Origin of the sequence: Flavobacterium sp. (assembly GCF_049240005.1) — a bacterium.
Taxonomy (GTDB): domain Bacteria; phylum Bacteroidota; class Bacteroidia; order Flavobacteriales; family Flavobacteriaceae; genus Flavobacterium.
Map to the genome: position 1 here is coordinate 79,255 of NZ_JBMLTK010000129.1, position 13,114 is coordinate 92,368.

A 13,114-nucleotide genomic window follows, 5' to 3' on the forward strand; every position below is an offset into this window, starting at 1 on the left:
GGTTGTGAAGAACAAGAAATCGATTACTGCGAAGTATTTGAAGGAGAAGTTGTAGTTTATAAAATTGTAAAATGTACTTGTATCGGATAGATATAGAAAAGAAAAGTGTTAATTCAATTATAGATACTAGGGATTTTAGAGACTTTAAAAGAATAAATAGATACACTGAGTTAAAGCCTCTCTTTATTCTAATCTTTAATTATTGTAGCAAAGAAGATATAAGCGTTTCGTCACTGCTGAATAAAATCTTAGCTTATAACGACAAAATAAAGGAGACGAGCTTCAATCATAAAACTGAATATGAGATTTGTTTTCATGCTAGAAATTTGAACTTAATCTGGTACTTTGATGAAAAACAATTCATTGATTTCCTTCTTGAAATCGCTAAAGAAGAAGTCCAAAATGAAACTAGTCAAGTTTTTCCAGACCGAAGTCAAAGCCAGTTCTTTTTTTCAAAAAAAGAAGATTGCTACACTTACTTGAGTAAATTCAAACATAAATTAAAAAAAGTACATATTTCAAAAAATGAAATATTTGAAGAGAGAGAAATTTTCATTTCAGATAATTCTCTTTTATCGAACATCGATTTTCACAAATCTATTTTAAATCAAAAAGAAATCTTTAAGAATTATTACCTTAAGAATTATCAGACAAGTGCTCTTTTGGAGGTAACCTTTATTGGAAAATACAAGGTAATCTCAATTGAAACAGTAAGTTTGAAAACAAACTTTTTAAGCAGATTTAGCAAAGAACTTAAACGACTTTTTAGGATCTATCAAATATTCTAAAGCACCTCCGGCTTCGCCAAACGCCAATACATCAAAGGTGCAAACAGCAATAAAGGAGCCGCGAAATACCAATTTTCTAAATCCTCAATTTTAAATATGCCTAAAACAAAGAGGATGCTGTAAATAAATAGGCAGTTGCTGCACAAGTAAAATACAAGATGAAACAGAAAATGTGTTGGAAAACGCTTGAATTTCAGCTGTAAAAGCAAAAACAAAAAAGCTAAAACTGCCGCGATTGTACAGGTGTAAATGAATTCAAAAAACAAGGTAAATCCTCTAAACATGCCGGCAGGTTCGGTGTAGTAATTGAAGAACATATACACACACCATAAATAAATTAACGAAAGGGAAATAACTGCATGACGATAGAAAAGAACTGGTTTCATGATTGTGTTTTTTCAAGCGTATACAAGCTTTGTGCCAAACCTTATGCCAACGGATTGAGCTGCGCGCCAGTTGTTCCGATTTTGGGAAGTTGATCGACAACCTTGTCTGAAATTTCCTTTTGTAAAATGTGCAACAACTTATTCTTTACAAAATGATTGTGCACCACCAAGCCAATTGTTCGATACGGAATCGGATTCGAAAAGCTACTTAAATGCAAACGTTCAGCTTCAGGAAAATCGGTTGTAGCCAAATACGGTAAAAATGTCGCCGCTTTATTAGCCTTCACAAAACGCAACAAACCATCTATCGAACCGGCTTTGTACTCAAAATTTAACTTCGAAGTCAGCAAGCGATCACGTTGATCACAAATTTGCAAAACCTGCGTTCGCATACAATGCCCCTCCTCCATCACACATAAATTATTCAAATCGATACTTTTAGCAGCTACTTCGGCGCAACCTACTTGCTCGGCATCGTAAAATAAAAATGGCTCGTCGTACAGCGGATACTCGATAATTTCTTTGTCGTTTATCGGAGTAGATAATATGCCAATGTCCAAAGCACGCGATTTTAACTTACGAATGATTTCCGCTGTCGTCTCTTCGCGAACAATGATATTCAAGTTCGGAAACTTCCTCGCAAAATCCTGCAAAAATAGCGGAAGCAAAAACGGCGCAACGGTAGGAATCACTGATAAACTCAGCGTTCCCGTAATTTCGCCCTTTAACTCTTGCGTCAATTCCTTAAAAGCTGCAATATTCTTTGAAATCACTTGGAGTTGCTTCACAATTTCCAAACCTTCGGTAGTAAGTTGCACCGGTTTTTTCTTGCGATCGAAAATCTTAATTCCAATCTCATCTTCAAATTTTGAAATCATGGTGCTCAATGTCGACTGCGTTACAAAGCACTTCTCCGCAGCTAATTCGAAATGTTGGTACTCATGAACCGCTAAAACGTACTGAAATTGCTGAATATTCATCTACTGCATCAATAATGTTATTGAAAATATCGTTTTTATAGAACAAACATACTAATTACTTTTGAACTGTTAAAGATCTTAAACCACTGACATATGAAAAAATTCTTCACATTAACAAGCATTCTTATGGCATTTAGCATGCAAGCGCAGGAACGCGCAGAAGGCGGAAAATGTCCGTTTGGTTTCGACAATCCGGGCAAAGCAGCTGCAACTACCGAGGCAGCGCCTACTCCACAAAACGGTTACACAAATAAAGACTGGTGGCCGAGTCAGCTCGACTTAAGTGTCTTGCGCAAAAATTCGGAACTCTCTGATCCGATGGGCGCGAACTACAATTATGCAAAAGGATTTAAATCGCTCGATTATCAAGCTTTAAAAAAGGACATTAATACGTTAATGACTTCTTCGCAGGAATTTTGGCCTGCCGATTTTGGAAGCTACGCTGGTTTATTTATCCGCATGGCGTGGCACAGTGCAGGAACGTATCGTACGGGCGACGGTCGTGGCGGTTCGCGTGCCGGACAACAACGCTTTGCACCACTAAACAGCTGGCCCGATAATGCCAACTTAGACAAAGCACGCCGATTACTTTGGCCAATCAAACAGAAATACGGAAACAAGATTTCGTGGGCCGATTTGATGATACTTGCCGGAAATGTAGCGCTTGAAAACGCTGGATTTAAAACTTTCGGATTTGCAGGCGGCCGTGTCGACGTTTGGGAACCTGAATCGCATGTGTATTGGGGACCAGAGAAAAAATGGTTAGACGACAAGCGGTATAGCGAAGGTCGCAAACTTGAAAATCCGCTTGCAGCCGTTCAAATGGGATTAATTTATGTGAATCCGGAAGGTCCGAACGGAAATCCAGATCCGGTACTTGCAGCAAAAGACATTCGCGAAACCTTCGGACGAATGGGAATGAACGACGAAGAAACCGTTGCACTTATTGCCGGCGGACACACCTTAGGTAAAACGCACGGTGCTGCAGACGCAAAAAATGTAGGTGTAGAACCAGAAGCAGCCGGTATTGAAGCACAAGGCTTGGGCTGGCAGAACAACTACAAATCAGGAAAAGGTGGCGATGCCATTACTTCTGGACTGGAAGTTACTTGGACAAAAACGCCTAACAAATGGAATCAGGATTATTTCCAAATTCTATTCGGTTATGAATGGGAATTAACGAAAAGTCCGGCGGGAGCACACCAATGGGTAGCCAAAACCGAAGATTTAGTGATTCCGGATGCTTTCGATAAAACGAAAAAGCACAAACCATACATGTTAACCACCGATTTGTCGATGCGTTTCGATCCGGAGTACGAGAAGATATCACGCAGATTCATGGCAAACCCAGACGCATTTAACGATGCATTTGCACGCGCTTGGTTCAAATTAACACACCGCGATATGGGACCGAAAACTACCTACCTCGGACCAGAAGCACCCTCAGAAGATTTAATTTGGCAAGATCCGATTCCGGCGGTAAATCACAAATTAGTTACGTCAAAAGACATTTCCAAACTAAAAACCACCTTGTTAAACAGCGGTTTAAGCTTGTCGGAAATGGTGAGTACTGCTTGGGCATCAGCTTCTACATTTAGAATTTCAGACCGTCGTGGTGGTGCCAACGGAGCGCGCATTCGCTTAGAACCACAACGCAACTGGGAAGTGAACAACCCCGCGCAATTGAAAAAAGTACTTGCAGTGTACGAACGCATACAAGCCGATTTCAATGCAAAATCGAAAGATGTCAAAGTATCTTTAGCTGATATCATTGTGTTGGCGGGAAGCGCTGCTGTAGAACAAGCTGCCAAAAATGCCGGCTATACTGCGGAAGTACCGTTTACTCCCGGACGTATGGATGCTTCGCAAGAACAAACCGCAGTAGCTTCGTTCGATGTTTTAGAACCAATTGCCGACGGATTTAGAAACTACAGCAAGAAACAATACACCGTTCCAACAGAGGCATTACTCATTGATAAAGCACAACAATTAACGCTTACTGCTCCGGAAATGACCGTTTTAGTGGGAGGTTTACGCGCCTTGAATGCAAACTACAATGGAAATAAACACGGAATCTTGGCAAACACCAAAGACCAATTAAACAACGAGTATTTTGTGAAATTGTTGGAAATTGGAACCACTTGGACAGCAACCGACGATACGCAAGAAATCTTCGAAGGACGCAACAGCAATACCAAAGCCTTAAAATGGACAGCTACTCGCGCCGATTTGATCTTCGCATCCAACTCAGAATTACGCGCCTTAGCCGAAGTGTACGCTAGCGACGATTCCAAAGAAAAATTCGTGAAAGATTTCGTTGCTGCTTGGACGAAAGTGATGAATTTGGATCGTTTCGATTTGCAATTCAACTTCTAATAGTCGAACGGCAGAAGCTTATTTCTAGAAAAAACAGAAAACCAACTGGATTTGAACTATCAAATTCGGTTGGTTTTTTTATGGAATAATAAGATCTGAAGTTCTAATTTTAATCGGAATAAACTGATTATCAATAAATAAACTACTCGATTTTCATCAAAAGAACAGAGCTTTTACTTTTATTCTCTATCGCAAACGAAAATCGATTTAAAAAAAAAGCACTTCTGAAAATTACAAGCCAACAGGTAAATGATAAAAGTAGCGCCGAACGCCTACGCAAATAAAAACCATGGCGGTATATGCTACGAAAAACGGCAGAATCAGCTGTTTTAAATCGAATACAAGTAAGAACGCGATAACGAATAGTTGAAAACCCAATCCGAATGTCGATACGAAAGTCATAAGCCAATTCGGAAAAATTTGTCCTTTATTGGCGTTCCGATCGAGTGCATAAATTGCTTTATCAAAAACAGAATAAAACAATTTGTATAAGAAAAACAGCACATTAACGTGTTTTTGCGACTCGCCGGGTAAAGCAATGGGCGTTTTATCTTCGATAACGCGACTTGTTGTATCGCCTGCAAATCGGTTTCGCAAGATAACGTAGTAGTAATTATAGAGCGTTCCTTGCAGTTGAAGTCCCAAAAAAGCAATCAAGCAAATCCAAATGGAAATTTCTGTGACATACCAAATGGCCAAGAAAATAAAAAAATTCAAGATTATGTCGGCCACCGAATCGGTATAGCGACCCACATACGACGGTGTTTGTTTTACGCGCGATAACTCACCATCGGCAGCATCTAAAACAGACTTCACGATTAAGAAAAAGGCGGCTAAAAAGTAGTGATTAAAGATGATGCAATAAATTGCGATTAATCCGGCAATTATAAAACCGAATGTGACGTGAAGCGGCGTTAATGCTGTGTCTTTTAAGGAATTGGCAATGATTTTCGCTGCGGGTCGGCCGTAATCTGAGAGGTCGATAAATTTATGTTCCTGCGGTAATTTACTCATTCTTGTAAAGAGGTTTACGAAATAAAAAAGCTTGTTTACGTAACAGGCTACTTAATTTTTGGCATACAAAAGCGAGTACTTGAAACCATGCAAAATCGCTAAAGAAGCAGAAACAGCGGGACGAATTTCTCTAACGCATTTTCGTTGGCGAAATAAGCACTTTTTTACGACTTCCCAAAAATACAATTGCCAAAAACCACAAATCCGACAAAAACAATCGCTAGTAGATTTATAATCAGTTTGTTGGCAATAAAATAAAGAACTTGATAATCGACACAGCAATGCGAAGGTTTAAAATGATTCATTGTTTTTAAGTCGGTCTTTTCCTAAAAAATGCGCTAATTTGTGCGCTGAATGCCTGCATCATTTTCAAACGACTTGTTAACGCTTGGTCAACGATTCGTAAAGGAGACTTTACTATTAAATTGAATTACAGTTAGTTGTAATTAAAGTTGCCGAAGTGTCTTGGTTTGGCACGCGCAGGGAAGTCAATTTCGGCATGTGCTTTGGATATTCGTATACAATTCAAGTTTTGAATTCGAGAAAACCGAAAATCGAAAGAGTAGGAAGTTTTAAAATTTTAGAAATGATGAAAACTATTACTTTACGCCTGTTCGTAGCCTTAACGTTGGGAACATTAACAACGGCTACAGCTTTTAACGATTTTCCTTGCACCGTCGAAAACGCAGAACCTTTTGTTTTCACTGAAAGAGGAATCGACTTTTACGTATTTCCTGACGGTCAATTCGATTTCAATACGCGACCAGAGACAACCGGCGATTATTACTATCGCAAAGCTGGAACCCGTGCTCAAGCTCGAGGCAGAAACCAGGTCGAAGTAAACTACGGCGTTCGCATTGAGCACGATGCATTCGGACGTGTTCGCAGAGTTGGAAACGTATTCATCAACTACGACGCGTTCGATCGAGTGAACCGCATTGGTACTGTGTATATGCGATACAACCGTTTCGCGATGAGTCAGATTGGCGGTTTGCGAATTGAGTACGATCGCCGCGGAAACATCGTCAATTTTGTAGGCGACATTCGGAGACGCACCTACTACAACGGTTACGATTACGGCTATAACACCTCTGAATACCAAGACGATACGTATTACTACTACCGCGCCGATGGTACTCGTGGAAAAATGAACACAAAAAATTAAAAGATTTTGAAATAGTTATGATTGGTTGATTGAGGAAGAGGCCTTCGGAAACGGAGGTCTTTTTTTTGAGATTTCGAGATTGCGAGATTAAAAGATTGAAAGATTGGCCTTCGACAAGCTCAGGCACCGACGATACGTAGTTAGGTTGGGAAAATGATACGTAAAATGGTGAACGTTATAAAGTCTCTCCCGATAGCTATCGGGACTCGTGTCTAGCTTCTAGCTTCCCCAAAAAAAAGTCTTCGACAAGCTCAGGCACCGACGATATGTGGGTTCAGGCGGGCAAAATGACACGTTAACGGGTGAATGCTTCAATCCCGATAGCTATCGGGACTAACTTCCCCAAAAACGAAACGTGAAATGGTGAACGTCTCGGAGTCTTAATACTTAGATCTTAGTACTAAAAGTCTTTGCGCTTAGCTTTCAACACATGCCATCTCCAACATAAACTCGCACAAACTTGTAAATCAAAATACCTCATCTCATGTACAGATGTACCAATTTTTTGGGGGTGCCGGCGGTGCCATCATAGCGCTTCGCAAACGTATCATCGAACCGCCGTCGCGCCATACGCTGTATCTTTAAGGCGAGCGTTTAGTGGAAATCCTGTAGCGCCTTAAAGGATGTCGCTGCTGTCGCTCACCCAGAAATACGTGTTTAAAATGGTGTTAGTAGACTTCAGTTAAGTTCTGGCGTAGTTTTCAAATGAGCTTAGATTTGGGTGGATGTGCAAAATACGGCGATACCTTTGTCGTTGATTGTTAGATAGCTGTCGATGATACAGCAGCCCACTAGTCGACGAAGGTTTCTTGGATTACGCGTTTACATGCTTGTATTTCTGGATTGGTGAGCGGACCAAGTTTCTTCACAATACGTATTTTATCAATTGTTCTTATTTGATCGATAACCACCCAGCCTACTTGATTGTTGTGCTTAACTTGTACGCGGGTTGGGTAATTTCTGCTCGTCGACGTTAGCGGCGCAATGACCACCGTTCGTAAGTTATCATTCATTTCGTTGGGAGAAATAACAACACAAGGACGTGTTTTTTGAATCTCACTTCCTACGGTGGGATCCAGATTAACCAAAACGATTTGATATTGTTTTACTTCCATTCGTCGAAATTTTCGTCTTCAAAAACATCGTTCAACAGGAGTTGATCATCTCCATTTTCATGCATTTTTTGAAATGCTTTATCCCAACCTTCTCGCGGCTTCGCTATGGGACGCAATACAATCTGCTCATTTTCGAGAATCATTTCAACTTTGTCGGTAATGTTGTATCGCTCCAGAATTGTTTTGCTTAATCGAAAACCTTTTGAATTGCCTATTTTGATGATTGAAACTTCCATAATGCTTATTTGTAATTACAAAGTTATTACAAAATTAGGATTTGGGATGTAGGGTTATGGCTTTTTCTATCGAGAAGTCGTAACTAAAAAACTTCGTTTGAGAAGAAACGAGTTGAACTTTGTGGGTTTTGTTGGTTGGTTTTAGAAAATGAGACTTATGGAGCAGGGGTAGTATTTTTATTCAAGAACATACTTTACGTTTACCTGTACTTCAAACTTTATTTTTTGAAATTCAGTAAAAATTGGTTCTGTTGCTCTTGCCCCATAAATATTGCCCATTCCTCTAACAATAATTCCTGGTGCTTGACCTTGCAAAGCATTTGAAATTGTATTAACGTCAGAAATAAAGAGCGCTTTTCCTATTTTTTGATGTAGAGGTTTTGCAAGTCTTTCTGCTATTAATTTCGATTTTTCGACTGCTTTAGCTTTTAGTTCAAGTAAAATTTCTTCTGAGTTGGAATATTCGGTCCGTTCAACTGTAACATTAGAAATTCCAACACTTTCTAATTCAGCTAGTACTTTTCCTGCTTGAACTGCATTCTTAACTATTAGAGAATACATTTTAGACTTAATTACATTTTGACCTTTTAAAAAGTAACTTTTAAAATCGCTTGAAAAGTCTAAAAGTGATAAGTCCTTTTCAGTGTCAATGTTTAATTTTTTCAAAGTTGCCTCGAGTTCTTTTTCTTTTTCTTCAACTGATTTTTTATTCCTACTATCTGCTTCGTTCAGATTGATCGAAATATAAATTTTGTCAGGCACAAGAAGTGTATCAACTTTTGCCGCAGTTTCAACATATGGTTGATCAATAAAATTCTTTTGAGCAAATGTCACAGTAGCAATTGTCAATAAAATAATAGTTAAAAGAGATTTTTTCATACAGTCGGTTTTAGTATCATGCACAACGTTTTGATCCACTTCGAAGATAGGGATTTTTACCAATTATCTCCTAAAAAAACAGAATTTATAATTTACCACTGCACTGTCACAGAACCACAAACACTAGCTTATCTAAACTGCATGTAACGGTGGTATTTCTTACACAGTTACGGGATTAATCTGTAGCTGTCCACCAATTGCTTTTAACACTTTCATAATTGTCTCAAACTGCGGTTTAGAACCGTCAGACAAGGCTTTGTATAAACTTGGTCTGCTTAATCCGGTTTCTTGAGCAATTTTAGTCATGCCAATTGATTTTGCAATATGCCCAATTGCTGTGATAACATCAGATTCGTTTCCTTCGGCTAAAACAGTGTTCAGGTATTCGGCAATCATCTCGTTACAATCTAGATAGTCGGCTATGTCAAATTTTGAAGTTTCCATTGCTCTATTTTTTTATTCGTTTTAAAATCTCTTTTGCTTTTGCAATTAGAGACCATTCATCAACTGTATTCACTTAGCTACAAATTTATGCGACTTTTAAAATAATGAAACGCTTTCTGTAAAATGCGCGAGAAAATGTCTATCCCTAAAATTAGGTTAACCGATTTTTCTTGCTTATCCCTTTGACCTATCTCAGAAGCTTCCATGAAATTGTAGCTGAATTTGCTGCCGTGCCTTGCCATAAAACAGCAAATCTCGCTGCTGTCTAAAAGACATAATTTGTTAAAATTTCGGACTTTTTAGCCGTTTTATTAGTACTTAATACCATGTAATAATGTACTTTGTACTAATAAAGTATGTATTTAATACTAACTTAGTTGGTCTTTTGTACTAACTTAATTGGTTCTTTGTACTAACTTAGTTGGTTCTTTGTACTAACTTAGTTGGTTCTTTGTACTAACTTAGTTGGTCTTTTGTGCTAACTTGTTTGGTTCTCTGTACTAATAAAAGTCGCTTTACCCTTTTACCTCCGTTTCTTGTTGCAAATGTACAAGCATAAAAAACCGCTTCGTTGCAGAAGCGGCTATTCTCATTATTATTGATACGGAGAACCAAACTTGTAACAAGCACATAAGCTCCCTTACGAAACCTTAAATAAATTGTTGTAGGCAGCCGCAACTGAAAAATAAATCTCCTTAAAACTGGTGTCAAGGAGGTTGTTTTGGTGGTAATTTTGAGATAAGGGTCTTGGTTGGTTTGCGGGAGTGCTGTTGCCGCTAGTAGAAGTTCTTTTTGAGTGTTTTTATTTTTAACAGATTAATGAAAAATTTGCTGCAAAATATTTATGATATAAATAACAAGTTTTTTGAGCAATTTTAGTATTTTCACTATATGTTTACAGCTTAATATTTACTCTATGGCACGAATTATGGTTCCCGAGCAGGTATTTCCTGGCTTTAAGATCATCAATGAACTTACCGATTCACAATTAAACCAACTAGTTGATTATATCAAAAACCTTGAAATTGGAAAGCTTTATGGAGATATTGCTCTGGACTTGACAGAACTATTAAAAGTTGATGGCGATGAGTTATGGAGAACCTTAATAAGTTATACAGGTTTGTCGTATGCAGATGTGTCAGTACTTTCAAAAAATCTAGCAGAATCATACAAAGAACTCTCTAGAGTTGGTATAAATTCAAAAGAAACCAACAAACTTAAAGCAAATTTACTCCAAATACTATCAAACTTCGAAAGAGTACAACTAACTGATAAAGTAAGAGAATATAAGGTTGAGAATTCAAACAATTTAAGAGAATTTAAATTCTTAACTGATATTAGATTTATGCCAGGAAGTTCAGATGATGATAAATATGGTTTGATTTTACATAAATTCTATATTGAATATCAAAATTCTATTCCAAGGAATGAATTACATTTACATGTTGCAATACAAGACTTAGTAGAATTAAAGATTGAAATTGAAAAAGCTATAGAGAGAGATAAAATGCTTCGTGAAAGTTACTCAGGAGATATAAAATTAATTTAAAGTTTATGGCCACTGATGCTACTAACATAGAAAAAGTTTACATGTATCAAAACTTTAGAGAAAGTCAATCTTCCAATATTGCCGAAGATGATTATAGTTATAAAAGTATAAGCTCATCGAATCATCCGTCTTTAATAGATTGGCAGTCCATAAAAAAAACTACATGGATTAAGTCTGCGGCTGAAGAAAAGATTGCTCAAGATTATATTTTGAGTGTAAACGATGAAGTGGATTTAAAAATACCAATAGTAAACAAGGAGTTAGAAAATATTTTTATTGAGGGAAAATACATTCTTGATTTGAAAGATAATTGGGACGATGAAGGTGCTGTTGGTTACACTATTGAATCATGGAAAGCTGCTGCTAATTTCATAATTAGTTTTAATAGATGGCTTAGGGGCATCTTTTCAGGAAGTTTACATTTACCGAAAATGCATCACGGTCCCTCAGGAACAATAGACGTTATATGGAATGAAGATAATTTTAGACTTTTTGTAAATATCGATTTTAAAAACAACACTGGTACTTTTTATTCGGATTCTCCAAAAAAACAGTTTTCTGAAGGTGAGTTTTTACTGAATGATTTAAAATTTCAACTACTTCCATTACCTTTCAAATATTAGATATGGATGTTAAACTTCATATACCAGACGAGCATCTTGTTTATATGAGAGTTCATAAACAAAATATTGATTTCAATGCAACTAATCCTAAAAGAATGATAAGACCTGTAGCTTTTGATGCAAAAGGAGAAGGAGGATTGTCTGTTGATTGGTCTGAATATTCTACGCCATTAGAATCCTTAAAACGTGCTCGAATTCCTGAAAATAATGGTGTGATTTCAATGTCTGTGTCTGCTATTAGATCAAACCCTTTACCATTGGCTGTAATTCACAGACCAGAGCCTACTAACTATTCTCATTCTGAAATATTTGGAATTCCGCCTCGGAAACCATCTGATATGGGTGTTCGTGTTAAGTTGATGGATTTATCCACGTGGGAAATTAATTGTGATGAATAATATTATTCGATTTCCTGAATATTACTCTTTAGTTTTAAAAAAATCTACCAACTCGATAATTAACGAAGCCCTTTCATTACTAACAACTTTCAAAAACAATCAGAAAAAAAATAATAACACTGTATTGATTAAATAAGTTTTGCTAATTATTAGTTTATTAGATTGAATCGTTTTCGCGTATGTTCAAATTTTGACGGTAAACTTTTGCTAATTTACGCACTTCCCTCCTCCCTCACCTACCTACTTATAGGTATTTTTCCACTAAACGTTAGTAACGTATGCCCTAGCCCGTATGGAAGCGGCAGCCCGTAAGAAAAATACGCTTGTTGGAACCGCAACTGCATGGGCGACCCAAGAAGCCCGACGCAGTGCGTGTGGAAACAGCGTATTTTTTGCGGACTATAGCGAACAGACGGAGGGAGCTTCGCAAAGATTTCGAGATTTAAAGATTTCGAGATTTCGAGATTTCGAGATTGAAAGATTTAAAGATTGGCCTTCGACAAGCTCAGGCACCGACGATACGTGGTTAGGTTGGGGAAATGATACGTAAAATGGTGAATTCATCGAAGTCTTAATACTTAATACTCCAATCTTGATACTAAAAAAACTTTGCGACCTTTGCGTAAATCTTTGCGACCTTTGCGGTTGCCTTCGACAAGCTCAGGCACCAGCCTTCGACAAGCTCAAGAACCAACCGACGATACGTGGTTAGGTTGGGAAAATGATACGTAAAATGGTGAACGTCATAAAGTCTATCCCGATAGCTATCGGGACTAGCTTCCCCAAAAACGAAACGTGAAGTGGTGAACGTCTCGGAGTCTTAATACTTAGATCTTAATACTAAAAGTCTTTGCGCTTAGCCTTCGACAAGCTTAGGCACCAGCCGCCGGCAGGCTCAGGCTCCGACCGACGATACGTGGGTTAGGTTGGGAAATACGATACGTCTAGTGGTGAAATTATCAAAGTCTCGCTTCTCGTTTCTCGCCTCTAGCTTCCCCAGAAACGACACGTCAAATGGTGAACTCATCTAAATTACTACAACGAAACGCTCAATATGCAACCAAAATTCACAAAAGAGCCAAAGAATATTATCTTACCTTTATGATGAACAAATTTTACATGCTATGAATACAACAACTGTAGCGGCTTTCGGGACTCATG

15 protein-coding genes are annotated in these 13,114 nt (G+C 38.0%); 7 read left to right on the plus strand and 8 right to left on the minus strand.

Annotated elements, in window-relative coordinates:
* The first annotated feature begins 77 nt into the window (after nt 1–77).
* Nucleotides 78–788, plus strand: a complete 711-nt coding sequence (locus ACOVQQ_RS13285) for a hypothetical protein (RefSeq protein ID WP_421818614.1) — start codon at nt 78–80, stop codon at nt 786–788.
* Here the strand turns inward: ACOVQQ_RS13285 and ACOVQQ_RS13290 are convergent.
* Both ACOVQQ_RS13290 and ACOVQQ_RS13295 read right to left on the minus strand, forming a co-directional pair.
* A complete protein-coding gene (locus ACOVQQ_RS13290) occupies nt 785–1,174 on the minus strand; it encodes a hypothetical protein (RefSeq protein WP_421818615.1) in 390 nt (129 codons plus the stop codon). The two genes, ACOVQQ_RS13285 and ACOVQQ_RS13290, sit on opposite strands and share 4 nt — an antisense overlap.
* A 41-nt stretch (nt 1,175–1,215) precedes the next feature.
* The gene (locus tag ACOVQQ_RS13295) at nt 1,216–2,154 is read right to left on the minus strand and encodes a LysR substrate-binding domain-containing protein (RefSeq protein ID WP_421818616.1); all 939 of its coding nucleotides are present in this window, start codon (nt 2,152–2,154) and stop codon (nt 1,216–1,218) included.
* 93 nt (nt 2,155–2,247) lie between these two features.
* On the opposite strand from ACOVQQ_RS13295, the gene katG reads away from it, so the two are divergent.
* Nucleotides 2,248–4,530 (plus strand): catalase/peroxidase HPI, encoded by a 2,283-nt coding sequence (gene katG, locus ACOVQQ_RS13300; protein WP_421818617.1) that lies wholly within the window; start codon nt 2,248–2,250, stop codon nt 4,528–4,530.
* 231 nt (nt 4,531–4,761) lie between these two features.
* Here the strand turns inward: katG and ACOVQQ_RS13305 are convergent, their stop codons facing one another.
* Nucleotides 4,762–5,544: a CDP-alcohol phosphatidyltransferase family protein gene (locus ACOVQQ_RS13305; RefSeq protein WP_421818618.1), complete on the minus strand. Its 783-nt coding sequence runs from the start codon at nt 5,542–5,544 to the stop codon at nt 4,762–4,764.
* Nucleotides 5,545–5,708: 164 nt separating this feature from the next.
* A complete protein-coding gene (locus tag ACOVQQ_RS13310; RefSeq protein ID WP_421818619.1) occupies nt 5,709–5,849 on the minus strand; it encodes a hypothetical protein in 141 nt (46 codons plus the stop codon).
* A gap of 281 nt (nt 5,850–6,130) precedes the next feature.
* On the opposite strand from ACOVQQ_RS13310, the gene ACOVQQ_RS13315 reads away from it, so the two are divergent.
* Nucleotides 6,131–6,709, plus strand: a complete 579-nt coding sequence (locus ACOVQQ_RS13315) for a hypothetical protein (protein WP_421818620.1) — start codon at nt 6,131–6,133, stop codon at nt 6,707–6,709.
* Between the two features lie 791 nt (nt 6,710–7,500).
* On the opposite strand, the gene ACOVQQ_RS13320 is transcribed toward ACOVQQ_RS13315, so the two are convergent.
* The 4 genes from ACOVQQ_RS13320 to ACOVQQ_RS13335 all read right to left on the minus strand — a co-directional run bounded on the left by ACOVQQ_RS13320 (nt 7,501) and on the right by ACOVQQ_RS13335 (nt 9,383).
* Entirely contained in the window at nt 7,501–7,824 is a 324-nt protein-coding gene (locus tag ACOVQQ_RS13320) for a type II toxin-antitoxin system PemK/MazF family toxin (RefSeq protein ID WP_421818621.1), read from the minus strand.
* Nucleotides 7,815–8,060 carry an AbrB/MazE/SpoVT family DNA-binding domain-containing protein gene (locus ACOVQQ_RS13325; RefSeq protein ID WP_421818622.1) on the minus strand — a complete coding sequence of 82 codons (246 nt, stop codon included), beginning with the start codon at nt 8,058–8,060 and terminating at the stop codon, nt 7,815–7,817. The genes ACOVQQ_RS13320 and ACOVQQ_RS13325 overlap by 10 nt, the downstream gene beginning before the upstream one ends.
* Nucleotides 8,061–8,237: 177 nt before the next feature.
* The gene (locus ACOVQQ_RS13330) at nt 8,238–8,939 is read right to left on the minus strand and encodes an SIMPL domain-containing protein (protein WP_421818623.1); all 702 of its coding nucleotides are present in this window, start codon (nt 8,937–8,939) and stop codon (nt 8,238–8,240) included.
* Nucleotides 8,940–9,098: 159 nt separating this feature from the next.
* The gene (locus tag ACOVQQ_RS13335) at nt 9,099–9,383 is read right to left on the minus strand and encodes an addiction module antidote protein (protein ID WP_421818624.1); all 285 of its coding nucleotides are present in this window, start codon (nt 9,381–9,383) and stop codon (nt 9,099–9,101) included.
* Nucleotides 9,384–10,299: 916 nt separating this feature from the next.
* Between ACOVQQ_RS13335 and ACOVQQ_RS13340 the strand changes: the two genes are divergently transcribed.
* The 4 genes from ACOVQQ_RS13340 to ACOVQQ_RS13355 all read left to right on the plus strand — a co-directional run bounded on the left by ACOVQQ_RS13340 (nt 10,300) and on the right by ACOVQQ_RS13355 (nt 12,503).
* Nucleotides 10,300–10,932, plus strand: coding sequence for a hypothetical protein (locus ACOVQQ_RS13340; RefSeq protein WP_421818625.1), 633 nt, complete (start codon nt 10,300–10,302; stop codon nt 10,930–10,932).
* Nucleotides 10,933–10,937: 5 nt separating this feature from the next.
* On the plus strand, nt 10,938–11,555 hold the full coding sequence (locus tag ACOVQQ_RS13345; RefSeq protein ID WP_421818626.1) for a hypothetical protein: 618 nt from the start codon (nt 10,938–10,940) through the stop codon (nt 11,553–11,555).
* A gap of 2 nt (nt 11,556–11,557) precedes the next feature.
* The gene (locus ACOVQQ_RS13350) at nt 11,558–11,953 is read left to right on the plus strand and encodes a hypothetical protein (protein WP_421818627.1); all 396 of its coding nucleotides are present in this window, start codon (nt 11,558–11,560) and stop codon (nt 11,951–11,953) included.
* Between the two features lie 292 nt (nt 11,954–12,245).
* Nucleotides 12,246–12,503, plus strand: a complete 258-nt coding sequence (locus ACOVQQ_RS13355; RefSeq protein WP_421818628.1) for a hypothetical protein — start codon at nt 12,246–12,248, stop codon at nt 12,501–12,503.
* Nucleotides 12,504–13,114: the final 611 nt, after the last annotated feature.